This is a genomic window from Marivita sp. (assembly GCF_965656765.1).
Taxonomy (GTDB): Bacteria; Pseudomonadota; Alphaproteobacteria; order Rhodobacterales; family Rhodobacteraceae; genus Marivita.
Window position 1 is genome coordinate 1 of sequence record NZ_CBFHLV010000049.1, and the last position, 25,648, is coordinate 25,648.

The 25,648-nt window shown below is 57.5% G+C and carries 26 protein-coding genes; 12 read left to right on the forward strand and 14 right to left on the reverse strand.

Annotated features, from left to right (window positions below):
* Positions 1-177: 177 nt before the first annotated feature.
* The 4 genes from ftsZ (at position 178) to recN (ending at position 5,652) form a co-directional block, all read left to right on the forward strand.
* Positions 178-1,809, forward strand: a complete 1,632-nt coding sequence (gene ftsZ / locus ACTG4M_RS12765) for a cell division protein FtsZ (protein ID WP_439124051.1) — start codon at positions 178-180, stop codon at positions 1,807-1,809.
* 214 nt (positions 1,810-2,023) lie between these two features.
* The gene (gene lpxC / locus ACTG4M_RS12770; protein WP_439124052.1) at positions 2,024-2,944 is read left to right on the forward strand and encodes a UDP-3-O-acyl-N-acetylglucosamine deacetylase; all 921 of its coding nucleotides are present in this window, start codon (positions 2,024-2,026) and stop codon (positions 2,942-2,944) included.
* 159 nt (positions 2,945-3,103) lie between these two features.
* Positions 3,104-3,958, forward strand: coding sequence for an outer membrane protein assembly factor BamD (locus ACTG4M_RS12775; protein WP_439124053.1), 855 nt, complete (start codon positions 3,104-3,106; stop codon positions 3,956-3,958).
* Between the two features lie 41 nt (positions 3,959-3,999).
* Positions 4,000-5,652 (forward strand): DNA repair protein RecN, encoded by a 1,653-nt coding sequence (gene recN / locus ACTG4M_RS12780; protein WP_439124076.1) that lies wholly within the window; start codon positions 4,000-4,002, stop codon positions 5,650-5,652.
* Here the strand turns inward: recN and ACTG4M_RS12785 are convergent.
* The gene (locus ACTG4M_RS12785; RefSeq protein ID WP_439124054.1) at positions 5,649-6,191 is read right to left on the reverse strand and encodes an anthrone oxygenase family protein; all 543 of its coding nucleotides are present in this window, start codon (positions 6,189-6,191) and stop codon (positions 5,649-5,651) included. The two genes, recN and ACTG4M_RS12785, sit on opposite strands and share 4 nt — an antisense overlap.
* Positions 6,192-6,293: 102 nt before the next feature.
* Between ACTG4M_RS12785 and ACTG4M_RS12790 the strand changes: the two genes are divergently transcribed.
* The gene (locus ACTG4M_RS12790) at positions 6,294-6,893 is read left to right on the forward strand and encodes a TetR/AcrR family transcriptional regulator (RefSeq protein WP_439124055.1); all 600 of its coding nucleotides are present in this window, start codon (positions 6,294-6,296) and stop codon (positions 6,891-6,893) included.
* 150 nt (positions 6,894-7,043) lie between these two features.
* Positions 7,044-8,687 carry a chloride channel protein gene (locus ACTG4M_RS12795; RefSeq protein WP_439124056.1) on the forward strand — a complete coding sequence of 548 codons (1,644 nt, stop codon included), beginning with the start codon at positions 7,044-7,046 and terminating at the stop codon, positions 8,685-8,687.
* Positions 8,688-8,696: 9 nt separating this feature from the next.
* On the opposite strand, the gene ACTG4M_RS12800 is transcribed toward ACTG4M_RS12795, so the two are convergent.
* The 4 genes from ACTG4M_RS12800 to cobS all read right to left on the reverse strand — a co-directional run bounded on the left by ACTG4M_RS12800 (position 8,697) and on the right by cobS (position 14,049).
* Complete coding sequence (locus ACTG4M_RS12800; protein WP_439124057.1) at positions 8,697-9,041, reverse strand: DUF427 domain-containing protein; 345 nt, start codon at positions 9,039-9,041, stop codon at positions 8,697-8,699.
* Between the two features lie 59 nt (positions 9,042-9,100).
* On the reverse strand, positions 9,101-10,882 hold the full coding sequence (locus tag ACTG4M_RS12805; protein WP_439124058.1) for an aminopeptidase P family protein: 1,782 nt from the start codon (positions 10,880-10,882) through the stop codon (positions 9,101-9,103).
* Positions 10,883-11,051: 169 nt separating this feature from the next.
* Entirely contained in the window at positions 11,052-12,929 is a 1,878-nt protein-coding gene (gene cobT, locus ACTG4M_RS12810) for a cobaltochelatase subunit CobT (protein WP_439124059.1), read from the reverse strand.
* Between the two features lie 133 nt (positions 12,930-13,062).
* Complete coding sequence (gene cobS / locus ACTG4M_RS12815) at positions 13,063-14,049, reverse strand: cobaltochelatase subunit CobS (protein ID WP_439124060.1); 987 nt, start codon at positions 14,047-14,049, stop codon at positions 13,063-13,065.
* A 91-nt stretch (positions 14,050-14,140) separates the two neighbouring features.
* Here cobS and ACTG4M_RS12820 point away from each other — a divergent pair, with 91 nt between their 5' ends.
* The 4 genes from ACTG4M_RS12820 to msrB all read left to right on the forward strand — a co-directional run bounded on the left by ACTG4M_RS12820 (position 14,141) and on the right by msrB (position 16,641).
* Positions 14,141-14,686, forward strand: a complete 546-nt coding sequence (locus tag ACTG4M_RS12820) for a sigma-70 family RNA polymerase sigma factor (protein WP_439124061.1) — start codon at positions 14,141-14,143, stop codon at positions 14,684-14,686.
* Complete coding sequence (locus ACTG4M_RS12825; protein ID WP_439124062.1) at positions 14,679-15,392, forward strand: anti-sigma factor; 714 nt, start codon at positions 14,679-14,681, stop codon at positions 15,390-15,392. The genes ACTG4M_RS12820 and ACTG4M_RS12825 overlap by 8 nt, the downstream gene beginning before the upstream one ends.
* A 96-nt stretch (positions 15,393-15,488) precedes the next feature.
* Entirely contained in the window at positions 15,489-16,058 is a 570-nt protein-coding gene (locus ACTG4M_RS12830; RefSeq protein WP_439124063.1) for a fasciclin domain-containing protein, read from the forward strand.
* 109 nt (positions 16,059-16,167) lie between these two features.
* Entirely contained in the window at positions 16,168-16,641 is a 474-nt protein-coding gene (msrB, locus tag ACTG4M_RS12835; protein ID WP_439124064.1) for a peptide-methionine (R)-S-oxide reductase MsrB, read from the forward strand.
* Positions 16,642-16,691: 50 nt separating this feature from the next.
* On the opposite strand, the gene ACTG4M_RS12840 is transcribed toward msrB, so the two are convergent.
* The 3 genes from ACTG4M_RS12840 to ACTG4M_RS12850 all read right to left on the reverse strand — a co-directional run bounded on the left by ACTG4M_RS12840 (position 16,692) and on the right by ACTG4M_RS12850 (position 18,943).
* Positions 16,692-17,888, reverse strand: a complete 1,197-nt coding sequence (locus ACTG4M_RS12840) for a UbiH/UbiF family hydroxylase (protein WP_439124065.1) — start codon at positions 17,886-17,888, stop codon at positions 16,692-16,694.
* A 77-nt stretch (positions 17,889-17,965) separates the two neighbouring features.
* On the reverse strand, positions 17,966-18,211 hold the full coding sequence (locus tag ACTG4M_RS12845; RefSeq protein WP_439124066.1) for a hypothetical protein: 246 nt from the start codon (positions 18,209-18,211) through the stop codon (positions 17,966-17,968).
* Between the two features lie 87 nt (positions 18,212-18,298).
* Positions 18,299-18,943, reverse strand: coding sequence for a pyrimidine 5'-nucleotidase (locus ACTG4M_RS12850; RefSeq protein ID WP_439124067.1), 645 nt, complete (start codon positions 18,941-18,943; stop codon positions 18,299-18,301).
* A 104-nt stretch (positions 18,944-19,047) separates the two neighbouring features.
* Here ACTG4M_RS12850 and ACTG4M_RS12855 point away from each other — a divergent pair, with 104 nt between their 5' ends.
* Entirely contained in the window at positions 19,048-19,692 is a 645-nt protein-coding gene (locus ACTG4M_RS12855) for a GntR family transcriptional regulator (protein WP_439124068.1), read from the forward strand.
* 6 nt (positions 19,693-19,698) lie between these two features.
* On the opposite strand, the gene ACTG4M_RS12860 is transcribed toward ACTG4M_RS12855, so the two are convergent.
* Both ACTG4M_RS12860 and carA read right to left on the reverse strand, forming a co-directional pair.
* On the reverse strand, positions 19,699-21,504 hold the full coding sequence (locus ACTG4M_RS12860) for a glycosyltransferase (RefSeq protein ID WP_439124069.1): 1,806 nt from the start codon (positions 21,502-21,504) through the stop codon (positions 19,699-19,701).
* A 64-nt stretch (positions 21,505-21,568) separates the two neighbouring features.
* Positions 21,569-22,738, reverse strand: coding sequence for a glutamine-hydrolyzing carbamoyl-phosphate synthase small subunit (gene carA, locus ACTG4M_RS12865; RefSeq protein ID WP_439124070.1), 1,170 nt, complete (start codon positions 22,736-22,738; stop codon positions 21,569-21,571).
* A 180-nt stretch (positions 22,739-22,918) separates the two neighbouring features.
* Between carA and ACTG4M_RS12870 the strand changes: the two genes are divergently transcribed.
* Entirely contained in the window at positions 22,919-23,383 is a 465-nt protein-coding gene (locus tag ACTG4M_RS12870) for a GatB/YqeY domain-containing protein (RefSeq protein WP_439124071.1), read from the forward strand.
* Positions 23,384-23,442: 59 nt separating this feature from the next.
* Here the strand turns inward: ACTG4M_RS12870 and ACTG4M_RS12875 are convergent, their stop codons facing one another.
* Genes ACTG4M_RS12875 through ACTG4M_RS12890 form a run of 4 tightly spaced genes read right to left on the reverse strand, consistent with a single transcriptional unit; the run spans position 23,443 to position 25,372 of the window.
* A complete protein-coding gene (locus ACTG4M_RS12875) occupies positions 23,443-24,339 on the reverse strand; it encodes a hypothetical protein (protein ID WP_439124072.1) in 897 nt (298 codons plus the stop codon).
* Positions 24,340-24,350: 11 nt separating this feature from the next.
* Positions 24,351-24,842 carry a DUF2244 domain-containing protein gene (locus tag ACTG4M_RS12880; protein ID WP_439124073.1) on the reverse strand — a complete coding sequence of 164 codons (492 nt, stop codon included), beginning with the start codon at positions 24,840-24,842 and terminating at the stop codon, positions 24,351-24,353.
* 6 nt (positions 24,843-24,848) lie between these two features.
* On the reverse strand, positions 24,849-25,148 hold the full coding sequence (locus ACTG4M_RS12885; protein WP_439124074.1) for a CcdB family protein: 300 nt from the start codon (positions 25,146-25,148) through the stop codon (positions 24,849-24,851).
* Positions 25,149-25,150: 2 nt separating this feature from the next.
* Positions 25,151-25,372: a type II toxin-antitoxin system CcdA family antitoxin gene (locus tag ACTG4M_RS12890; protein WP_439124075.1), complete on the reverse strand. Its 222-nt coding sequence runs from the start codon at positions 25,370-25,372 to the stop codon at positions 25,151-25,153.
* Positions 25,373-25,648 lie beyond the last annotated feature (276 nt).

Genomic DNA, 25,648 nt, shown 5'->3' on the forward strand with positions numbered 1-25,648 from the left:
GGTGAACGCAAGATGTTGAGCAATCGGCAAAATCCCGCATACGACCTTGCGACAAACAGCACATTTGGTGCTAAATTACGGTTTTTACGTGACCTTTGGGCGAATGCCCGGTAATAATTGTAGGAATAGGTGCAAAAAACGTCCCAACAGGGGCTGAGATAGCAGGCGGACAGACACATGACTTTGAACCTTTCGGTGCCCGGACAGGAAGAATTGAAACCCCGCATCACCGTGTTCGGTGTTGGTGGCGCGGGTGGCAACGCGGTGAACAACATGATCGACAAGTCCCTTGAGGGCGTCGATTTCGTGGTTGCCAACACAGACGCGCAAGCGCTCCAGCAGAGCCGCTCGGAAAGCCGCATACAGCTTGGGGTCAAGGTCACTGAAGGTTTGGGCGCTGGCGCCCGCGCGACAGTCGGGGCGTCTGCCGCTGAAGAAAGCATTGAACAGATCGTCGATCATCTGGCCGGTGCACACATGTGCTTTATCACCGCTGGTATGGGTGGGGGCACTGGGACAGGTGCCGCGCCTATCATCGCTCAGGCCGCTCGGGAATTGGGTGTCCTGACAGTTGGCGTTGTGACCAAGCCGTTCCAATTCGAAGGCAATAAGCGGATGAAGCAGGCCGAGGAGGGCGTAGAGGCGCTCCAAAAGGTTGTGGATACGCTGATTATCATTCCGAACCAGAACCTGTTCCGTCTGGCGAACGAAAAGACCACCTTCACCGAAGCGTTCAGCATGGCGGATGACGTGCTTTACCAAGGTGTGAAGGGCGTCACTGACCTGATGGTCCGTCCGGGTTTGATCAATCTCGACTTTGCTGATGTTCGTGCCGTGATGGACGAGATGGGCAAAGCAATGATGGGCACAGGCGAAGCCGAGGGTGAAGATCGCGCCATTCAGGCGGCCGAGAAGGCCATCGCGAATCCGCTTCTGGACGAAATCAGCCTGCGCGGCGCGAAGGGTGTTCTTATCAACATCACTGGTGGCCACGACCTTACGCTGTTCGAACTCGACGAAGCGGCGAACCGTATCCGCGAAGAAGTCGATACAGACGCAAACATCATTGTTGGCTCCACGCTGGATGACAGCATGCAGGGCATGATGCGCGTCAGTGTTGTTGCAACCGGCATTGACGCTGTTGACGTTCATAACGAAGTGCCGGTCCCGCGTCGGTCGCTGGCCACGCCGTTGACCCAGACCACTCGGGTCGAAGATGCGCAACACGCTGCGGAACAATCAGAGCCGATGCCCGAACAGGTTGCCGCGCGTACAACAGAAGAGCCGTCGCTATTTGGCGCGATGGATACCGAACGCGAAGTTGCTCAAGAACAAATGGAACCGGTGTTCGAGCAAGCGCCCGAACCGCAGGAAGTTGCCGAAGATGATGGCCTTCCGCCGCCCGCGTATCGTCCGCAGGTTGCAGAGTTCAATCCGCGCGAAGACAGCATCGAAGCGGATCCTGAGCAGTTTGTGGCACCGCGTGCCCCAGCTCCGGGTACACCCAGCGCCGAAGCTTTGGCCCGTTTGCAAGCCGCTGCATCGCGTGCGCGCCCTGCACCGGGCGCACGCCCGAACATGCAGACCGGGCAGGAACCGGCAGACAGCGAACGCCCCCGTTTCGGTATCAACTCGCTGATCAACCGGATGACGGGGCATAACCAGCCCGCCGAAACGCCGGTCCGTCGTACATCGCAACCACCGGTTCAATCCAGTGGTGCAGCACCGGCCCATGCACCGGCTCCAGAAGCTGATGAAGATCAGGAAAAGATCGAAATTCCGGCCTTCCTGCGGCGTCAAGCTAACTAAATCTGCGATTAATCGCCTGCAAAGCGCCCCCAATTTTGGGGGCGTTTTCCGTTTTAATTCAGAGTCTTGTCTGGCATGGCGAAAAGCCGCCGATCCGTTTCCGGCACGTGTTTCAACCCGTTACAATCTTTGATTTGAGGCGAGAAAGGTCAGAGAGTATCACCCATCTCGAAACGCCGCATTGGGGGTGTGCGCGTATTTTGTCGAGGGTCTTTTGCAAACATCCGTTCAATCCACTGTTCGTTTCACGGGCATCGGCCTGCACACCGGCCTCCCGGTGGCGATGTCGATCTGCCCGGCGCCTGCTGATCATGGGATCGTATTTGAACGGTCGGACATCCGTTTGGGCAATGCACATGTGCCCGCACTTTTCGACCATGCTGAACAATCCCCCCTGTGTACAATGATCGTGAACCAGTCCGGCGTGTCGGTGTCGACCATCGAGCACGTGATGGCAGCACTTGCTGGTTGTGGCGTGCACAATGCGTTGATCCGGATCGACGGCCCTGAAGTGCCGGTCATGGATGGAAGCGCGGCCCCCTTCGTGCGCAGTATCCTGTCAGCAGGGGTCAAACGCTTGTCTGCTCCGATCCGTGTGATCGAGGTTCTGAGCACGGTTGAAGTACATACTGCACAAGGCTGGGCGCGGCTTGGGCCAGCAAATGGCCTGACAATGGATTTCCACATTGATTTTGAAGACAAGGCCATTGGCAAGCAGAGCAAGTCTTTGAACCTCGCCAATGGGGCTTTTGTCCGTGAACTGTGTGACAGCCGCACTTTCTGCCGCGCAGCGGATGTCGAAGCGATGCGCGCGGTTGGTAAGGCGCTTGGCGGCACGATGGACAATGCGGTTGTTGTCGATGGGGACACCGTCCTCAGCCCGGGTGGCCTGCGGCACACAAATGAGGCCGTGCGCCACAAGATGCTTGATGCGCTGGGGGACCTCGCCCTCGCAGGCGCGCCATTGCTTGGGCATTATGAAGGCCACAAGGCAGGGCACACCTTGACCAACATGCTTCTGCGCGAACTTTTCGCGACGCCGGATGGCTATCGCATTCGTGATTGCGATACTGACTTGGCTGCCCGTCTTCCCGGCGCAGGTGTCGAAGCGCACGAGATCCCAGCAGTTGCATAATGCATTGAATTGAGTCCAAGGTCGGACTTGAATATCCCGTCGGACCTATGCTCGATCGCAAGAGTGCCTAAAGGCGTTTTGCCTTCTGATTTAATGTGCTAGGACCGAAGGCAGACAAGTGGCACATATAGCCACGGCGGTGAAACGAAGGTGACGGGCATGGCAGCGGGCAGATACGCAAGAGCTGTGATCGGAGCGGGGCTCTTGGCAGTGGCGCTGACGGCGTGCGGCGATGGCGAACGCCCGGGATTTGGTCCCGGTGGCGTGCCGATCGAGAATTTCACAGCCGAACAGATCTTTGAGCGTGGTGAATTTGAACTGGACCGCAGCGATCCTGAGGATGCGGCGTTCTACTTTTCCGAAGTCGAACGGCTTTACCCCTACTCGGAATTGGCAAAGCGCGCGGTGATCATGCAGGCTTATGCGCACCACCAGAACGCGGACTATGCAAACAGCCGGTCCGCAGCACAGCGCTACATCGACTTTTATCCCACTGACGAAGACGCGGCTTATGCCCAGTATCTTCTGGCACTCAGCTACTACGACCAGATCGAAGATGTGGGCCGCGATCAGGGGTTGACCTTTCAGGCGTTGCAAGCCCTCCGCACAGTGATCGAACGTTACCCGGATAGCGAATACGCGCGGTCGTCGGTGCTGAAATTCGACCTGGCCTATGACCACCTTGCGGCTAAGGAAATGGAGATCGGGCGTTATTACCTGCGGCGCGATCATTACGCGGCCGCGATCAACCGTTTCCGGTCTGTGGTCGAGGATTTCCAGACCACGACCCACACAGCCGAAGCTTTGCATCGTCTGGTCGAGTCGTATCTTTCGCTAGGGCTCACTGATGAGGCGCAGACTGCTGGCGCGATCCTGGGTTATAATTATCAGTCCACGGATTGGTACGAGGACAGCTTCAAACTTTTGACTGGTCGTGGTTTGGAATTGAAAGCGACCGGAGACAATTGGCTGCGGCAAATCTATCGCCAGATGGTCAAAGGTCAGTGGCTTTGATCGGGGGGCGGTGCGTCTGACCACGCACCCGATTGCACAGAATGCTGCGCGCGCTTGAAATAAGAGATATGCTGATCATCGACCGGCTTGAGCTGGAGTTCCAGCCTGGTCTGAACGTGCTGACCGGCGAAACCGGGGCGGGCAAGTCAATCCTGCTTGATTCCCTGGGGTTTGTTCTGGGATGGCGCGGGCGTGCCGAATTGGTGCGCAGCGGGGCAGAGCAGGGCGAAGTGACCGCTGTGTTCGATCTGCCAAAAAGCCATCCCGCTCATAATGTCCTGTCCGAAGCGGGGTTCGAGGATGCGGACGAATTGATTCTGCGCCGTGTGAACACGTCCGATGGGCGCAAGACGGGCTGGGTCAATGACCGACGGGTAACGGGAGAGATGTTGCGGGCATTGTCGGACACGTTGGTTGAATTGCACGGCCAACACGATGATCGCGGTTTGCTGAATCCCAAGGGCCACCGTGCATTGCTGGACCAATTCGCCGGGCATACAAAACTCTTGGCTGATGTCCGAGCTGCGTGGAGCACGTTGTCAAAGACCCGCAAGGCACTGGCTGACGCCGAGGCGTCCTACGCTGCTGCACAGGCCGAAGAAGAATTCCTGCGCCATTCCGTGGATGAGTTGGACAAACTGGCCCCCGAAACGGGCGAAGATGCCGATCTCGATGCTCGGCGGCGGATGATGCAAGCCTCTGAGCGCATCCGTGAAGACATTGTGCGGGCGGGACAGGTGATGGGGCAGGACGGCGCTGAAGGCGCGATGTCGGATGCGTTGCGCTGGCTCGAAGGTGTAAGCGAGGCGGCAGAAGGCAAACTGGATGAACCGCTTGGCGCGTTGGCGCGGGCGATGGCCGAGCTGGATGATGCGGCGCGCGGCGTGTCGGCTTGTCTGGATGCGCTGGAATTCGACCCACACGAGCTTGAGGTGACTGAAGAACGCTTGTTCGCCTTGCGCGCACTGGCGCGCAAACACAGCGTTGCACCAGATGACCTACCCGGACTGGCCGACAATCTGCGGGATCGGTTGACGGCCCTTGATCAGGGCGCTGACCGGTTGGCGGGATTGCAAGCGGACTTGCGCAGCGCGGAGCAGACTTACCAATCTGCGGCGACGACTTTGCGCGACAGCCGCACCAAATCCGCGAAACATCTTGATAAAGCCGTATGTGATGAACTTGCGCCGCTCAAAATGGACCGTGCGGTTTTTGTGACAGACCTGTCAGACGCGCCTGCAGGGCCGGAAGGCAGCGATGCGGTCGCGTTCACCGTAGCCACAAATCCCGGCGCTCCGGCGGGACCAATTGGCAAAATTGCATCGGGCGGCGAACTCAGCCGGTTCTTGCTGGCCCTGAAGGTGTGCTTGTCCGAGCAGCGCGATGCTGGTTTGACAATGATCTTTGACGAGATCGACAGGGGTGTCGGTGGCGCGACCGCAGATGCTGTCGGGCGTCGTCTGGCGGCTTTGGCCGATGGCGGTCAGGTCTTGGTGGTCACCCATTCTCCGCAAGTCGCAGCGCTTGGCGGGCATCACTGGCGGGTGGAAAAACGCGTGGCCAACGAGCAGACTACATCAACTGTGGTGCCTTTGGATACGACTGCGCGCGAAGCGGAAATCGCGCGCATGCTGTCAGGGGATACGATCACACCCGAGGCCCGCGCCGCTGCACGGGCCCTGTTAACAGGTTAAAGTCGCATCATTCCGTACCCGGCCAAAGCAAGTGTTATACCACTGAACACTGTCCGCGTGACGTTATAGACCTGCCATTTGCCAGAGTAGGCATCCCAGATCGCGTGTGCTGCGTCTTTGTCGGTTGGAACAATCAGGTTACCCAAAGCTTCGTTCATGGGTACGTTGACCGACATGGTCAGGATCATGCCACCAACAGCATAGACAAGCCCACCGGTCGCAAATGCCAGTGCAACAGAAGACCGGTCACATCTCCACGCCAGCAGTGCGGCGAGCCACAGCACAAACGGAGTTCCAAAGAAAGCAGGCGCGAAAACCGCGTTGCGGACTGATGTGTTCATGGCCTGCATCGCTTGTATGGCGACGCGCGGGTCGGTCGCATCCAAGCCCCACATGGTCGAACAAATCCAAGCATAGAAGAACCCGAAAATCGCGCCGCTAAAGATCAGAGCGGCAAGCCCCGACAAGCGGGCGGCCAACAAGCTCCAGTCCGATATGGTCGGCTCTGGCCGTGAATAGGCGGTTGGAAGAGGAGTCATATCTAAGTCCTTTTTGCATTTCCGTAATTAAGTGTACGTCTTTACGTTTCCGTACATTGTGTTACGGATTTTAGTCAAGACGGAATTTTACGCGGTGATGACATGCGGGACGACGCAAAGGCGCAGCGAAAGGCGCAGATCGAAGCAGCAGCTTATGATCTTCTTGCGGAAAAAGGCTTTCAAAACATGTCGATGTTGGCCGTCGCAAAGGCAGCCAAGGCATCGAACGAAACGCTCTACCGATGGTATGGGGATAAGGTCGGTTTGTTTCAGGCTTTGATCGAAACCAATGCGGATCGCGTCGCAGACCGTCTGACAGACCGGCTGACCGATGCGACCGATCCGAAATCTGCATTGACCGATCTAGGCCCAAATCTGTTGGCCATGCTGCTTAGCGACCGCGCCGTGGCCTTGAACCAAGCGGCAGCTTCGGATGCCACCGGTACATTGGGCAAGGTGTTGGCCGAGCAGGGCCGTGGTAAAGTTTTTCCGCTGATTGTCGATCTTTTTAAGCGCCTTACTGACAACAAAGTACTGACAGGTCATCCAGTTGATCTGGCGACGCTGTATGTCGATCTACTGGTCGGAGATCTGCAAATCCGCCGCGCCACAGGTGCGCTTGGTCCACTAACCGACAGCGTGATGACGGATCGTGCACAAAAGGCCGAGGCCCGTCTGATGACGCTTGCAGGTGTGTCCTGACACCGATCGTCACAGAGTTTGATCCTGCAAGGGGTGGACACCGCAGGCGCATTCGATAACCCTTGAAAACCAGTAGACTTTTGGCGTTCACCGCCTTCTCCGAAAGGACCGCTTGGCATGGCGCCGGCTTTGCAAGGTCAATTGCAGGCAATGAAGAGACAGTTCGCGCGCGGCTGGGATTTGCTGCGTCATAAAGGGCCGTCTCAATTCCAGTTCTGGCTGATTGCTTTGCTGATTGGAGTCGCGGCAGGATTGGCGGCCACGCTTTTTCGTCTGGCGATCACCTTTTTGCAGACCACAGTCTATGGGACACCCAGCGTTACCACGATCCACAGCTATGCAGAGGGCTTGCCCTGGTGGATGCTTTTGGCCATCCCGACAATAGGTGGCTTGGTCGTTGGCATCATCGTTCACTACTTCACCCCGGACGGGCGTGTCCGGTCAGTCGCCGATGTGATTGAAGGCGCTGCCCTAAATGATGGGCGCGTCGAAAAAAAAGCTGGGATCGCATCGGCCATCTGTTCTTGGATCACGCTGTCCACGGGTGGAAGCACCGGGCGGGAAGGCCCTGTTGTGCATATCGCAGCGATGCTGTCGTCTTGGGTTTCGAACACGATCCGCGCAGACGGCATCACCGGGCGCGACCTGTTGGGCTGTGCCGTTGCGGCGGCAGTATCGGCCAGCTTTAACGCACCCATCGCAGGGGCCTTGTTCGCGCTCGAAGTCATTCTGCGCCATTTTGCGGTCCACGCTTTTGCCCCCATCGTGGTGGCAAGTGCGGCCGGCACGGTGATCAACCGTTTGGTCTTTGGCGATGTGACGGAATTCAAATTGCCGGGCACGACCACAGTGGAGTTTTACCTCGAACTGCCGGCGTTCTTTATCCTTGGTCTGATCTGCGGCCTGGTGGCTGTTGTCATGATGCGGGCCGTGTTTCTGGCGGATGATGTGGGGGCACGATTCCAACGGCGCATGAGGCTGCCGCACCTACTGCGACCGGCAGTGGCAGGCGTCATGCTGGGCGCGCTGGCGATCTGGTTCCCGCACATCATCGGTGTTGGGTATGAAACCACGTCGCGGGCGTTGACCGGAGCGCTCTTGTGGCACGAGGCGGTGGTCTTTGCGATGCTAAAGGTGGTGGCAGTGGCCATAACAATGGGCGGGCGCATGGGGGGAGGCGTCTTCTCGCCCTCACTGATGCTTGGGGCATTGACTGGGTTGGCTTTTGGCCTGATCGCAACGGGTCTGTTCCCCGAGCAATCCGGTACCGCAACGCTCTACGCCCTTGCCGGCATGGGCGCTGTTGCTGCCGCTGTGTTGGGCGCGCCGATCTCAACAACGCTGATCGTGTTCGAACTGACCGGTGACTGGCAGACCGGACTGGCGGTTATGGTGTCGGTGTCAATGTCCACCGCCGTCTCTGCCCGCCTCGTGGATCGGTCTTTCTTCCTGACTCAATTGGAGCGCCGCAACGTGCATTTGGCCGCCGGGCCGCAAGCGTATCTCTTGGCGATGTTCCGGGTACAAGGCGTGATGCGCAAACCAACTGACAGCAACGCCGCCGACGAGGAGGCGTGTCTGACCATGATTGAACAGGGGCTATACGTTCAAGCGCAAGCGACACTGGAAACGGCCTTGCCGTTATTCGACAAATCCGGCGTGGCGTTTCTGCCCGTGGTCAAACTCGAAGGGCCGGACGACGCGCCAGTGTTGCAGGGCGCATTGTTCCATGTTGATGCGCTAAAGGCGTATAACCGCGCATTGGCGGCAACAGCCGAAGAAGAGCATAGCTAAAGCGCAGGATTAAACCTGCTCGACCTGCACACCCTCTTGAACATAGAACGCCAGATGGTCCTTGATCTCGGCTACGTCCGCGTTGGGGGTCTCATAGCTCCAGACTGCATTGGTGTAGGTTTTGCTTTTCGACACGATGTCGAAATAGCTGGCCTCACCCTTGTGCGGACAAGTTGTCTTGTGATCCGACGTGTCCAAAAACGCCATCGCCACATCGGATCGAGGAAAGTAGATCACGAAGGGCAGATCGCCCTCTGTTACTTCAAGCGCATTGGCACTTTCTCCAATCACGGCACCACCGGCACGCACAACCCAAGTTCCCTCTGCAGGTCTGACTGTAATGTGTTTTTGCATGATCCATCCCTTTTGAGTGCGATGTACCGGGGTTAGCGGGTGAATGTAAATGTTTATGGTCAGATTGGCGCGCAGGCCTGGGTCAGCCAAGTTGAAACATCGCCTTCGACCAATGGCCCAATCCGTACCAGAACTTCGGCATGATAGGCGTTCAGCCAAGTGCGTTCGGTTTCGGTCAAAAGGCTGGTATCAATCAATCGCGTGTCGATCGGCACGTAGGTCAGCGTCTCAAAACGGTACATCTCGGGCACTGTCTGATCAGGCAGCCTAGGGGCGGTCTCGACGACAATCAGGTTCTCGATCCGTATGCCGAACGCACCTTCTTTGTAAAAGCCCGGCTCGTTTGACAGGATCATCCCCGGCATGAAAGGCACGGTTCCACTGCGCGCCAGGCGCTGCGGGCCTTCATGAACACTCAGGTACGAACCAACTCCATGCCCAGTGCCGTGGCCATAATCCAACCCGTGCTCCCAAAGCGCCGCCCGTGCCAAGGCATCCATATCGCGCCCGGCGAGCCCTTTGGGCCAGCGAAGGTTAGAGATTGCGATCATCCCCTTTAGAACAAGCGTAAAGGCGCGTCGTTCCTCAGCGCCCCCTTCACCAATTGCAATGGTGCGGGTCACATCGGTGGTCCCGTCCACGTATTGCCCGCCGCTGTCGACCAGTAGCAGGCCTTGGTCGACCTTTCGGTTGGTGTTTTCAGTCACGCGGTAGTGCACGATAGCCCCGTTGGGACCAGCGCCCGAGATCGTGTCGAAACTGATATCGCGCAGCGCATTGGTCGCGGCGCGCTGCTCCTCAAGATGTTTGACCACGTCGATCTCAGTCAGGCTGCCGACGGGTTGCTGGTCTAGCCAGCACAAGAATCGGGCCATCGCCGCCCCGTCGCGCAAATGGGCCGCGCGTGCGCCGTCCAGTTCGGCCCCGATCTTGCATGCTTTGGGCAAGGCGCAGGGGTCTTGCGCTTCAATGATCTGGGTCCCCGCGTCGCGGAGCGTGTCGGCAACAATCACAGGACAACTTGCTGGATCGATGCGGGCAGGCCCATCCAGCACTGACAATACCTGCAAAAACGCCTCAACCGATTCAATGCGAACCTTTGGACCGAGATGGTCTTTGATGTCCTCGATCTTGGACGGGTTGACAAAGAACGTCACGTCGCCGGTCGCGTGCAAAATAGCAAAACCATGCACAAACGGCGTTCGGGGCAGGTCGTCCCCGCGAATGTTCAAAAGCCAGCATATGCTGTCTGGCAGGGTGAGCACGGCGCATGTCGCAGGACCCAGCGTGTTTGCAAGGCGGGCGATCTTGTCGTCATGCTTCTCGCCTGTCAGCTCAACCGGCTGCACAAATGCAGCGCTGGCGGGCGGTGGTGGTTGATCCTCCCAAATCAGATCCACCAGATTATGAGTCCGGCGTAGCGTGACGTCTCCAGCACTGCTTTCAAGGTCACGCATCTGTGTCACCGTGTGCAGCCATGGATCAAACCCGACAACGCCGCCCCGTGGGGCATTTTCGGCAATCCAGTCGCCCAAAGTCACCTCTGGCCAATGCACTGGTGTGAACACATCTGCGACCTGCGAGCCCACTTGGACGCGGTAACGGCCATCGACAAACACGCCTGCCTTGTCCTGCAACACCACACAGAACCCAGCGGACCCGGTGAAGCCGGTTAACCACGCCAATCGACTGTCCCGTTCGGCCACGTATTCGCCCTGATGCGCATCGGCGCGTGGAATAATGAACCCATCCAACCCTTCGCGTGTCATTACTGCGCGCAAAGCAGCCAGACGGGGTGGCCCTTGGTCGGGAGAGGCGGGTTCGGAAAAGGTCTGAAACATAGCGCGGACTTTCTATCGTGTGGCCTATGCGAACCCGGAAACGACCCAAGAGGCAACCCCTTGTAAGGCCACAGGCCACGCGCTTTCCCGCATTCTTCTTTTTCCAAATATGCAAAAACGCAGCCCGTAGGGCTGCGCCTGCCGGACCGGCCACGCTGGTCCGATTGGATCAACTCGCGCGCTTAATGCCCATCAAACGGGCGCGTGCCCGCGGGTCGCTGTCGAACAGCGACGCCAATTGCTCGGTCATGGCGCCAGCTAGTTGTTCCACATCCGTGATCGTTACCGCGCGTTCATAATACCGCGTCACGTCGTGCCCGATACCAATTGCAAGCAATTCGACCTGACGGCGACGCTCGACCATCGCGATCACATCGCGCAGGTGTTTTTCTAGGTAATTTGCCGGGTTCACCGACAGTGTGCTGTCATCGACCGGGGCACCATCCGAAATCACCATCAGGATCTTGCGCGCCTCAGAGCGGTGCAACATCCGGCGATGTGCCCATTCCAGTGCCTCACCGTCGATGTTTTCCTTCAGCAGACCCTCTTTCATCATCAGCCCAAGGTTTGACCGAGTCCGCCGCCATGGTGCATCCGCACCTTTGTAAATGATGTGTCGCAGATCGTTCAAACGACCGGGCTGTTGTTCGCGCCCCTCGTTCAGCCACTTTTCGCGGGCCTGTCCACCTTTCCACGCGCGGGTGGTAAATCCAAGAATTTCGACCTTTACGGAACACCGCTCTAGCGTGCGGGCCAAAACGTCGGCGCAGATCGCTGCGATTGAAATCGGCCGTCCCCGCATAGAGCCGGAATTGTCCAAAAGCAGCGTCACCACAGTGTCCCGGAATTCAGTGTCTTTTTCGACCTTAAAGGACAGCGGCGTGGTTGGGTTCGCCACAACACGCGCCAGACGTCCAGCATCCAGAATACCCTCTTCCAGATCAAATTCCCATGACCGGTTCTGCTGTGCCTGAAGACGACGCTGCAGTTTGTTGGCCAAGCGACTCACCGCACCTTTTAGCGGTTCAAGTTGCTGATCAAGATAAGCGCGCAGACGCTCAAGCTCGACCGGTTCGGCCAAGTCCTCGGCAAGGATCTCTTCGTCATGCGTTCCGTCGAAGACTTTATAATCAGGGTCTGCTTCGGAAATCGGGGCAGGTGGCGGCGGCTCAAGAGGCGCTTCGCCCTCGGGCATCTCGGCTTCGTCGCTCATCTCCTGGTCGGCCATTTCGTCCATCGAGACCTGGGCCTGACTGGGGTCTTGCGTTTCATCCTGGCTCGACTCAGGGCTCGCTTCGGCGTCTTCGTCCTGATCGTCGTCTTGGCCGGTGCTGTCGGGATCCTGCTCGTCGTCGCTGCCCTCTTCGGCCTGATCTTCGGCTTCGTCATCAAGCTCGTCTGGATCATCCCCCAACTGATCGCCATACCCTAGATCAGTGATCACAGCGCGGGTGAAACGGGCAAAGGCGGCTTGATCGCTCAGCACATCTTCAAGGTTTTCAAGTGTCCCACCTGCTTGATTCTCGATAAACCCACGCCACAGCTCCATAACGTTCTGGGCGCCTTCGGGAAGATCGCGCCCGGTGGCGAGATGGCGCACAAGATAACCCGCAGCCTCGGACAAGGACGCTTCAGAGGCTTCCTTGATCTGGTCATAACCTCGCCGCAGCGCTTCATGGCCTATTTTGGCGTCGATGTTGCCAGCCGTGCCGGGCATGTCGCGTGCGCCCATGGCTTCGCAACGCGCGGTCTCCATCGTTTCATAAAGCTCGCGTGCAAGATCCCCCTGCGGTGCATAGCGCGCATGGGTGCCTGCGTCGTGATAGCGGCGGTACATCGCCATTGCGTCAGCAGTGCCCCGCGCCAGCATCACCTCATCGCGGGTCAGGCGACGGCTGATTTGTGGCAGGCGCATCGCATCGCCCGAGATTCCCGAGGGATCGACCGAATAGCTGACCGTCAATTCTGGATCGCGGGCCATTACTTTGGTGGCCTCGGCCAGCGCCTTCTTGAACGGATCGGCGGGGTTGTCAGTTGGTTTGCTCATACGAGGACGCCCCTGCTTCTTCGCTTCCCAAATATCTCATGGGGTTTGCCGGCGCCGGCCATCGGTGCAAGCCCGATAGCCGGCGGGCAGAGCCCCCAGCCAGTTGGATCGGCAAAGCCGATCCGAAGAACCATCACCCGATGCTCAACGAAGCGGCGCTTTCGGGCAGTTCTTCGTCAAAGCAGCGCTGATAGAATTCCGCCACGGTCTGGCGCTCAAGCTCGTCGCACTTATTGAGGAACGACACTCGGAACGCATAGCCCACGTCGCGGAAAATCTCGGCGTTTTGCGCCCAGGCGATCACCGTCCGCGGGCTCATCACTGTGGACAGGTCACCTGACATAAACGCGGCACGCGACAGGTCAGCGACAGTCACCATCTGGCGGACCGTCTTGCGGCCCTTTTCGGTGTTGTAATGCGGCGCCTTGGACAGAACGATCGAGGTTTCTGCGTCGATTGACAGATAGTTCAACGTGGCGACAAGCGACCAACGGTCCATCTGGCCTTGGTTGATCTGCTGTGTCCCGTGATAAAGTCCCGTCGTGTCACCCAGACCCACTGTGTTGGCCGTCGCGAAGATACGAAAATATTTGTGTGGGGTGATCACTTCGTTCTGATCAAGCAGCGTCAGTTTGCCGTCTGTTTCCAGAACCCGTTGGATCACGAACATCACATCGGCACGGCCGGCATCGTATTCGTCGAACACGATCGCCGTCGGGTTTCGCAGCGCCCAAGGCAGAATGCCTTCCTGAAATTGCGTTGTCTGCTTGCCATCTACCAGCTTGATCGCGTCTTTGCCGATCAGGTCGATCCGGCTGATATGGCTGTCGAGGTTGACGCGTACAGCAGGCCAGTTCAACCGCGCGGCGACCTGTTCAATGTGGGTCGATTTACCCGTACCGTGATAGCCCTGGATCATCACGCGACGGTTGTTGCGGAACCCTGCTAGGATCGCGAGCGTCGTGTCAGGGTCGAACTTGTAGGTGCTGTCGATGTCGGGCACACGATCCGTGCGCTCGGGAAAGCCATGGACAATCATGTCCGTATCAATGCCAAACACCTCGCGTGCGGAAATTTCTTCTGTCGGTTTGGCGTTGATGTCGATCGTCCCGTCGGCCATGTTGCGGACATCCTTCTCAGCTGGGGTTTTGCGATTGTGTGGTGCAACATAATGGCGGGAGGAGCAAGGGAAAGGGCATGGGAATTCGTTGATGACGCCGCAAGAAGAGGTGGAAAACCTCATTGCCCGAGTGGCAATGGGCGACCGTACCGCCTTTAGCCAACTCTATGACAGGACCTCCGCGAAACTATTTGGCGTCTGTTTGCGTGTGTTAAATGACCGCGCAGAGGCCGAGGAGGTATTGCAGGACGTGTTCGTGACGGTGTGGAACAAAGCCGACAGTTATAAGGTCAACGGGTATTCCCCAATGACTTGGCTCATCACGATCACCCGCAATCGGGCAGTAGACCGTCGCCGTGCGCTCAAACTGCCACCAGCCCCGATCGAAACCGCGGATCTTATGCCAGACAGCAAACCGGGCCCCGAAGCGTCAGCTGTGGCAGCGTCCGAGGCGCGCCAGATCCGCGATTGCCTTGATCAGTTGCCGCGGGCTCGCGCGCATCTTGTGCGTCGTGCCTATCTCGAAGGTGACAGCTACGCTGATCTGTCCGAAGCCACTGGCGTAAACCTCAATACCATCCGAACGTGGCTGCGGCGCAGCCTTATCGCCTTGCGGGAGTGTTTGAGCCATGAGTGATCAAACAACTCCACCCATCGGTCCTGAAGATGACGACGGACGCGTTCTGGCCGCCGAATATGCGCTGGGATTGCTGCCTGACGCCGAACGAAGTAATTTCGAGGCGCGCTTGGCAGAGGATCGCGATTTGCAAGCAGAAGTGGTTGCTTTGGAAGAACACTTTGCGACGATCCTGTACGAAGACGTCGACGAGGTGGCCCCCTCACCGCAATTGCGCAAACGACTTGAAACGGTGCTCTTCAAACCGAATGAGCCGTCTTTTTGGAAGCAGATATGGCCCTATGGGCTGGGCGGTGTGGCCGCAGCATTGGTGTTGTGGCTAGCAGTCAATACCGGCGTTGTTACACTTGACGAAGACGCGCTGAATGCCGATTTGGTTGCCGAACTGGCACCCACACCTGATGGTGACGGACTGGTTGTGAATGCATCGTTAGACACCACACTGGGCGCCGTTCAGGTGGTCCGCGCTGCCGGAGAGCCGCCCGCAGGGCGCGTCTTCGAGCTCTGGCTGATTGCGGGCGACGCAGCGCCGGTGTCCTTGGGCCTGCTCAGCGCGGAGAGAAGCACGATTATCGACCTGCCCGAAGAAGTACTGGCCCAGCTTTCTGGTGCTCTTTTGGCGATTTCTGACGAACCGCCCGGCGGATCGCCGACCGGTGCGCCTACAGGGGCTGTTCGCGCAGCTGGGCCGCTCACGTCGTCGTGATGATCATGTGATCCTAATTTTTGAAACATTGGCGATGTGACGCCCGTGTCTACCTCCGACCCGCACGGACAACCGGCGGGAAATTTGGAGGACGATATGACACTTAAGACACTGATCACCGCCGCCGTGGCCGCAACAACCTTTGCCGGCGCTGCATTCGCAGAAAGCCATTCCGGAACCGACAACCCGATGGTGGGCGGCGCGGCGATGTTCCCGGACAAGAACATTGTTGAAAACGCGCTGAATTCGGCGGATCACACAACGCTTGTCGCGGCTGTAAAAGCGGCTGATTTGGTCGACACGCTGATGGGCGATGGTCCGTTTACCGTGTTTGCACCCACTAATGCAGCGTTTGGACGCATCTCGGACGACTCGCTCAACGCGCTGCTTCAGCCCGAAGCCAAGGCGCAACTGACGCAGATTCTGACGTGCCACGTCGTTGCGGCAAACGTCATGTCCGATGCCATCGCAGGCATGATCGCGGATGACGGAGGGATGCACGCGGTACCCACTGTCGGGGGCTGCTCGCTGCAGGCCAAGATGGACGGATCGAAGATCACACTCACGGACGAGAACGGCCGAGAGGCCACCGTCACCATCGCGGATGTGCGTCAGTCGAACGGTGTGATCCACGTGATCGACCGCGTGCTTTTGCCGGCTCAGTAAACCCTCAATCCCCAACGCATGGGCGATGAGATCGCGCAAAAGTGTGTGCCCCGGCCTTGCGTGTTGGCAGGCCGGGGCACCATTTAGATACGTATTAAAGGAGGATCCCATGTTGAGACGACATTTCCTGCAAACCGCAGCTGCAGCCCTTGGTTTGGGCGCCACGGCAAAAAGCATTGGCGCCGCCGAAGGCAATTTCGAAATCATGCGGTCCGAAGCCGAATGGAAAGCGATGCTGAATTCGCTCGAATACCGTGTTATGCGCGAAGAAGGCACCGAGCGTGCGTTTTCATCGCCGCTGAACGATGAAAAGCGCAATGGCATGTTCCACTGCAAAGGTTGTGATTTGGCGCTATACGCGTCCGAGCACAAGTATGACAGCGGCACAGGTTGGCCCAGCTTTTGGCAAGCGCAAAGCAACGCGATTGAAACCAAGTCAGATAGGTCGCTCTTTATGACACGCACCGAATGTCATTGCCGTCGCTGTGGCAGCCATTTGGGTCACATCTTTGACGATGGTCCCCAGCCGACCGGAAAACGCCACTGCATCAACGGCGTCAGCCTGACCTTTCAGGCGGCTTAAGGCGCGCAGGCTCTTCGAAAAGCCTGTTTACGCTCTTTGACGGGTTATGTTCAGGTGCCGCGCGCACCCAGACCCAACTGCATCAACGTCTTGCGCACGGGCTTGAGCGTATAAAGCGCATCAAGCCCTTTGGCACGGATGTCGCGCAGCGGTTGGGCGCTGATCATCGACGTACGGTTCAAAAGCGTAATGCCTGTCACCCGCGTGCGAATGTCCGCGATCCGTTTTTGATGATAGGCATCCAGCATCTTGCGATTGCCGATATCGTCACCGGCTTGCCGCGCCAGATCTCGCAGAACACTCAAATCCTTGAGGCTCATATTAAGCCCCTGTGCGCCAATCGGGGGCACCACATGCGCGGCTTCAGCCACAAGCGCAATGCGCTCACCGCTCAAACGTTCGGCGTGTTGACTGATAATCGGCCAGATCGTACGGCGCGAGGCCAGTTTTAGTGGGCCAAACAGGCTGCACGACCGTGTGGTCATTGCGGCCTCGAATGCGTCTGCGTCCAGCGCCATCAGGTCTTCGGTGTTTGGACCTTCTTCCATCCACACAATCGCAGACGAAGGCCTTCCATCCAGATCGGGTAGCGGCACAAAGGTGAACGGTCCACCTGTCCGGTGAATTTCAGTCGACACATTGTCGTGTGGGATCGGATGCGTCACCGCAAAGGCCAGTGCTTTCTGGCCAAAGCGGGTGGTTTGCACGTCAATCCCGGCCGCTTTGCGCATTGGCGAATTGCGCCCGTCCGCCGCGATTACCAGCTTGCAACGTACCTTGGTGCTGTCGCTCAGGCCAACACGCGCTTCGGCCTCTCGCGTGAAGAGTGATGTTGTCCCTATGCCTGCGCGGAACGTGACGGTTTCTAATTCCTCAAGATGAGTCACAAATTCCCGGCGCAAAAGCCAATTCGGCAGGTTCCACCCGAACGGAAGGTCCGAAATGTCTGAGGCGTTGAATTCTTTGGTCACGCGGGCTTTTGGCTCTTCGCCACCCGCGTCGACAATGCGCATCACCTGGAGCGGCATGGCGTGCCCAGCCAATCGCGGCCACAGACCGATCTCGTCTAAAAATGCCTGCGCTGGCTGCAAGAACGCAGTGGTGCGCAGGTCCGCCCCATCGGCGTCGCGATCGGTAATCGGCGGGGCCGGGTCAAGGCACAAAACAGAATAACCATCGGCACCAAACGCCGCAGCGGCTGCCAATCCGGCTATTCCGCCCCCTGATACGACGATGTCATATGTCATGGCGTGGCCTTTCGTAGCGTGTCTGATCGAACAATAGCCTGGGCCGACGGTAGGTGCGATGCGGCAGGGCGCCCGCCCTATTTGCCGACGGTGATCAGGATCAGCAAGACCATGACAACAGGCACCATCGCAAGAGCAGTCATCGTCAACGCAACAACGCCCCAAGTTTTCACCGCCAAGACCAGCATCGTAAAGATTGCCACGAGCAGATAGTAGATTGTATCCGGCCCGCCTTCTTTCAGGTCTCGGGCGATCCACCCTATGACTGGTACAGAATAAAAGGCGCTGCGGCGGGGGATGGACGTTGCTTCGGAAATAGACATCTGGGATTCCTCTTTAATCTCGGAAAGAGATAGGAAGCGGATCGCGCATAAACACTGCCAAATTGCCGCAATGCGGCAAGAACTTTGTCAGGTGAGCCGCGCCAGAAATTCCGTAAGATCAGATGTGTGGTGCTGAATGTGATCCGCCTCGAGCGCGTCGGGTGCAACATGCACTGTGCGCATGCCCATCGCATGCGGAGCAGCAAGGTTGCGTGGGTCATCTTCGAACATCGCCGCGGTCTTAGTGTCGGTTCCATCACGCCCAAATACGCGTTCAAAGGCGCTACGTTCCGGTTTGGGCTGAAAATCCGCATGCTCCACGCCGTAAACCGCATCAAAAATGTCATCCAGCCCGCGTGCCTTGAGAACGTTGCGCGCATACGGGGCAGAGCCATTTGTGTAGACAATTTTGCGACCGGGCAGACCAGAGATCAATGACGCGAGATACGGGTCTTCGGACAAAACGGTAAAGTCGATGTCATGCACATCGTGCAGATAAGGTGCTGGATCAACGTCATGTTCTCGCATCAGCCCGGCCAAGGTGGTGCCATAAGTCTTCCAATATTCGACACGCAGGGTGTTCGCGCGGTCTCTGTCCACGCCAAGCGCATCCATAACAAACTTGGTCATGCGCACTTCGATTTGATCGAACAGACGCACGGCGGGCGAATACAATGTGTTGTCGAGGTCAAAGACCCAATGACGTACATCTTTGAAAGCTGACTTTACCATGTGCGGGAACCTAGGGGGCGATGACAGGCGCGGCAATGGCTCAACTTGCGTCTTTTGTTGAACCGGCGCTATCGTGCGTAAAGTTTTTACAAGGACCCCTCAGTATGAAAGATGTGAAGTCTCCCCAGAAGGACGCGTATTCGTCGATCCTCGAAGCGATCGATGTCGGGGTGTACCGGCCAGGGGACCGTTTGGTGGAAAGCGATCTGGCCGAACGATTTGGCATGTCGCGCACACCGATCCGCGAAGCTTTGCAGCGTTTAGAGACACAATCACTGCTCACGCGGGATGGGCGGTCATTGATCGTGGCGTCCCTGGATCATAACCAGATGGCCGAGCTTTATGTCGTGCGCACCGAACTCGAAGGGTTGGCCGCGCGGCTTGCTGCGCGACATGCAACCGAGGAAGAGGTCAAAGTCCTTCAGGATATGGTTCATGACGATCGCGCTCTGCTAGACGATCCGTCGGCACTGGCCCGGGCGAATCGGCGGTTTCACAAGCAAATCCATCTTGCGTCGCACAACCGGTTTCTCGTGCAGCAGCTTGACCTTGTGCACCGGTCCATGGCGCTTATGGCGACCACGTCGCTGGCGGCCCAGGGGCGGGGTGAAATTGCGCTTGCCGAACATCAGGCAATTGTTGATGCGGTAACCGAACGCAATGAAGATGCTGCTTACAAAGCGCTGCGCGATCATATCTCGGTTGCCTTTGTGACGCGGCTCAAACTGGATTCGATGTCCAAGGAATAAATGTCATCACCGCAGTGTTTCATGGATATCCCCGCCGATCACATCTGGCGCGGACAGCCCGTGTTCGGTTTTGTCCCAATAGAACGGTTTGAAAACGAGTTCAGACCACGCCTTGTATACGGCGATGATTCCCAGTGGGAAGTAGAGGAACATCATCGGTACCCATTGCATAAGGTTTTGATGCGGCGTCCGTGCAACCGCAACAAATCCAATAAGCAGTGATACCAGCTCTGTCATAAGAAAGAGGGCCAAAAGGCCCCCGGTCCATGTTGGTGGAAACATCTCCATAAAGGGTGTTGAAACCCCGAAACACACCAACCAGAACGACCAAAGTGCAGGGGCAAGCGTGAATTGCAGGATGGTTGTCAAAAAAAATACTTGGAACCCAAGGAATTTGCGCAGGCCCAATTCTCGGATCAATCGAAACGGACGACGCATATGCACCAAATAGGTGATGATATAGCCCTTGAGCCATCGGGATCGCTGTTTGATCCAAGGTTTGACGCGATTGTTGGCTTCTTCCCGGGTGACTGTTGGGATGAGAAATGTCCGGTACCCGAACCGCGCGAGCCTGATACCCAAATCGGCGTCTTCGGTGACATTGTGCGAGTCCCATCCGCCGACATGAGTTAACGCCGCTCGTTTGAGGTAGACTGTCGTTCCTCCCAACGGGATTGAAAATCCAAGCCGTGCAGCCCCCGCCAGAACGATACGGAACCATGTGGCGTATTCGATTGTGAAACAGCGGGATAGCCAGTTCGATTTGGTGTTGTAGAAATCCAGAATACCCTGAACACAGGCCACGTCTGGTGGGGCAAGATGAAATGCCTCAACCACGCGTTCGATCTGATCGGTTGCGGGTGCGTCTTCTGCATCCAGAATACCGATAATGTCGCCGCGAGTGTGCCCAAGTGCATAGTTCAGCGCCCGGGGTTTTGTCTGGATTTCTCCGTTCGGCACCCTTACGACCCGCATCCATGCAGGCAGCGACGTGGCCTTGATCATATCGTTCGTCTTGTCGTCACTGGCTTCAAGAACAAGCACCACGTCCAGCAAGGATTTGGGATAGCTGAGCCGGGATAAGCGCTGGACCAAGATGTTGGCGATCGCCGCTTCCTGGAAAAGCGGGACGATGAGACTAACCACCGGTTTGTTGGCCAAAGGGACATCTATCGGCGTCCCAGGCGGCTTTTTGTAGCCTGCAAAAAAGACGGCGATTTTGAAGGCCTGACAAACGATCAGATTGGCCACCGCAACGGCGGTGATTCCGGCAAAAAACATGGTTGGAAAGAAAAAGATCAAGGCAAGGCTGATCCCGAAAAACAGAGATGCCAGAATCCCACGCTTTATCGTTAACTTGTTGATATCACGACAGCTATAGTCGGACTTCACAAGCGTTTCCGCGCGATCAGCAAGGTAATCTCCGTGCCGCTCTGTGATGATCCGCAGCAGGTCATCCTCGGATACATCCGCAAAAAGGATCGGACCAATCAGATGTTCCAGCATGTCGCGCAATTGCGTGCGCTCCTGGTCCGCCGCTGCGGCAACCAGAATCGATTCTCCAACGACGCCCCAAGGAAGGACGCGATGCTCCAGACAAAACTCGGGTGGTAAGAGATCGGCCAGAGCCGTATCCGGAGGATGGGTATCGGGGTTGATGCGCCTGCGCCGTGCCTCTAATTCACGTACGTTGCGCAGGATCGAACGTGTCAGGTCATCCTGCGGTTCATTCGTCCGGTCAATGGCTGCGTTCCGCCGCGATGGGGACAGCACAAAAGCTGGTTCAGCCTGTGTTCTTGTTCTGACTGACATCATGCCCTCGGTCTAATCCGAGGGTCAGCTAACTGTTAAACTGTTAAGCTCGTGTTAATGCCACTTAGGCTTTGACGGTTTTCTTTTCCGCCATCGATTGCGCGAAACGCTCGAACAGGTAAAAACTGTCCTGTGGGCCGGGGCTTGCCTCGGGGTGTTGCTGAACCGAAAACACCGGGCGGTCTGCCATGCGAATCCCGCAATTCGAGCCGTCAAAAAGCGACACATGGGTTTCCAACACGCCGATTGGAAGCGTCTGACTGTCGACAGCAAATCCGTGGTTCATCGACGTGATCTCGACTTTACCGGTTTCAGTATCCTTGACGGGGTGGTTCGCGCCGTGGTGGCCGTGGTTCATCTTCACCGTCTTTGCCCCCAGCGCCAGCGCAAGCATCTGGTGGCCAAGGCAAATCCCGAACATTGGCAGATCGGTGTTTTTCAAAATGCTCTGGATCATTGGCACCGCGTATTTGCCTGTGGCCGCGGGGTCGCCTGGGCCGTTCGACAGAAACACGCCGTCAGGATTTTGCGCTAGCACATCTTCCGCGGTCGCCGTGGCCGGAAGCACTGTCACATCACAACCCGCGCTGGCCAGGCACCGCAGAATATTGCGTTTCGCGCCATAGTCGATGGCGACAACCTTGTGTTTCGCATCAGTCTGCCGCGTATAGCCCTCGGGCCATGCCCACCGCATTTCATCCCAGCGGTAGGATTGCGCGCAGGTGACATCCTTGGCCAGATCCAAACCCTCTAGACCAGGAAACGCACGGGCCTTTTCGACCAGCGCGGCAATATCAAATTTACCGTCTGGATTGTGTTCAAGCGCAACATGAGGTGCCCCTAGCTGCCGGATGGCCCGTGTCAGGCGGCGCGTGTCGATCCCGCCGATTGCGATGCGCCCGCGCGCCGCCAGCCAATCGCTTAGTTCCTGAACCGCGCGCCAATTCGAGCTCTGGGTTGGCATCCATTTGACAACCATGCCATTTGCCACTGGATCGGCGGTTTCGTCATCATCCGGGTTCACCCCGACATTGCCGATATGCGGAAAGGTAAAAGTCACGATCTGACCCGCGTAAGAAGGGTCGGTCATGATTTCTTGGTACCCGGTCATTGCCGTGTTGAAACACAGTTCCGCAACCGAAGTGCCGGTTGCGCCAAAGCCCTGACCGTAGAAAATCGTGCCATCGGCAAGGGCCAGACACGCGGTCGGTGTGTCATTTGTAAGCTGGGGCATGGCGCGACTCCGCAGAGGGTAAAATCGTGCGGAACCTACGGCTGTGCCGGCTCGCGGTCAAGGGACGTCTGAAATTGTGATATCCATATATTTCAATGGGTTGGCGGAAATCTTGGGTGCTTGCGCCTAAGCGTGTCCTCGCTTAATGTGCGCGTTCGTTCAACCATGGGATAGGAATTCATGGACCTTCGCACCCGGCTCAACACGTCTATCAAACAGGCGATGCGCGACAAGGACAGTGCACGGCTCTCGACGCTCCGACTGATCAACGCTGCCATCAAGGACCGCGATATTGCTTTGCGCGGCGAGGGCAATGAAGAGGGGGTCGGCGACGAAGAAGTTCTTGGTATCCTTGGCAAAATGGTCAAGCAGCGCAAGGACACAGCCAAAACCTACGAAGAGGGGGGGCGGCTTGATCTTGCTGAACGAGAACTGTCCGAAATCGGCGTGATCGAGGAATTCCTGCCGCGCAAATTGTCGGATGACGAAGTGGCAGGCGCGGTTGATGCAGCAGTGGCGGAAACTGGCGCATCGTCGATCCGCGACATGGGGCGCGTCATGGGTGCGCTCAAGGCCAAGTATACCGGCCAGATGGATTTTGGTGCTGTCGGCGCAATGGTCAAAGACCGGTTGTCTAACGCCTGATCAGTCGCGCGGGGTGTTTTCGGTAGCAACAACAGTCTAGGCGTTGCTGCGCACTTAGTTCACAAAGCGAAACCGCGTTTTATCTCGGCCAGTGTTTCGGAATCGTTGATCCGGTAGGTCTGTACAAATCGGGTTTTGTATCCCACACGCCCCCTTCGCGCGCCGAAATTCTCGCCGTGGTTCAGCATGTAAAGCACTGATGGGCGCATAAGCGGGGTTAGCGTTTGGCCCGCTAGGGTTGCCAGGTAAGGGAACATACGGTGCTCATGCTGCGTCATCTCGGCCAGAAAGGCTGTTGAAGTTGGCTCTGTGGGATCATGATAAAGCGCCGCACAACTGCCGCACAGTTTCCAAAACGGTTTGCGCATTGGTGCGGCCAAGCTTCGTACATCTGCCAAAGCGATGTCGCCCGTCGAGACATCCTTAACAAGTCCGCTTTGAACCAAGTAGCCGCCGCTTTCTTGCCGTGCCAGCATTTCGTCGACCGTGCCTTGCCGCAGCAGGTCGTCCGCATCAAAAGTCATGACATAGCTGGGCTGATCGGCGAGGTCTGGCAGTGCCTCGGTCAACAACCGCAGCTTTCGCCATTTGTCGTTGCCCGGCGTCGGATCGATGAAAGGGAGGTAAGTGATGCGTGGATCATCAGGCAGATCAGGCCGCACCTGACAACAAATGGTCGCAGCCCAGTTTGGATTGTCTTGCGCGATTAAGCCATCCAGAGTGGTGCGCAGACGGGCGATCACTGCGTACCAATCGCCAACCTGATCTGGCCCGACCAAGGGCAGTAGGAACGTCACCTGCTGCGCTCGGCGTTTGGCCAGATGCGCCGCACGAAGGGCGATGGCTGCCTTTTCTGACGCAACCATGCCGGGGGTCGGATCGGTTTGTCCAAGGACTTGCGTACGCAACAGATGCCGCGCGCGGGTAAGTTTCGGGACGGCGGGAACTTGGGCCATGACGCCTCGGATCAGGGGGTGGCGATGCGCCGAACCTTTTCACTCAGCTCTGCGTATAGCTCTTTGCGTTCGTCTTCGCTCAGAAACGCGCCAATCTCAACCTCTCTTCCGGCGCCCGACAGCGTCACATAGTGCGGAACTGGCCCGCCTTTGTGGTGCATGTTCACTTGCGTCCAGTAGGGGTTGCAGCTCCATTCCTGCGCGTCGCCCTTCACGCTTTGCCTGGTGAGGTGTAAATCCTCGGGTGTCAGTGTCAGAACTTCGATGATCTGTAAGTCCTGCTCATTCCGCCGAAGTGCGTACCACATCGCGCCAAGCGCCAGCAGCATGAAGGGAAGTATTCCCCAAAGCAGGACTGTCCCGATCAACCCGTAAAGCGGGATGGTGGACAGCGCAAAGATACCTAGGATTGTCGCTGCAAACCCATGCGCGGGCAGCGATTGATGCGGCCAGAGGCGCAGCTCCTGATTGTCCTGAGACGTGTCGGTCCAAGTGTAAGGCATGGTGGTTCAATACCCGTTCAGAAGAAGATCGCAAGCACGGATGATTTCGTCACTCTGATACGCGGCAGAGCCGATATATGTGCCAAGCTCTTTCTTCGTCAAAGTGGCGATTTCGGTGCTTTGCAATCGAAATGTGACATCCCCCAGTGAGAGCTTTGGCGAAAGGTGCTTCAAGGCCGGCTCGGGCCAGTTCTCTGGCACCAGCCGCGCGACAACCCGGGTCGCGAGGCTCTCGAAGGTGTTGCTTTGCAGGACCAGAACATACGTGTCATTGGCCGTCTGATACACGTCGTATTGTCGTGCCATGGCTACCATTTGCGATAGGCATCAAGCGGCAGTCCGTCTTGCTCTATACGTCGATTATAGGCCTCGATGGCCTCCCGGTTTTCTTCCGCCCACCGTGCTGCTTCGGTTTTCCGCACTTCGTCCTCAATCCCCGCTTCCGCAGCGCGGGACAGATTCACACCTGCGTTTTTGGCGCGGGCGATGAGATCTGCATCAAGGCTGAGACTGGTGGACTTGCGTGGCATGGGCATACTCCTGTCATGGAAAGTGTACCGCAAAACCTACCCGCAAACAACGGTACGTATCACAGCAAAAGGCCCCAGCGTGTCCACCGGGGCCTTTCGTTTCAGATCACACTCAACTTAGTGCGCGTGGGTCTTTTCCCAGTCTTCCCGCTTCGGAAGCTGCTCGAACGTGTGCTCGGGCGGTGGGGAGGGCAGGGTCCACTCCAGCGTGTCTGCGTATTCGTTCCACGGGTTTTTCGCAGTCTCGGCACGGCCTTTGGCAAGGCTCCATACGAT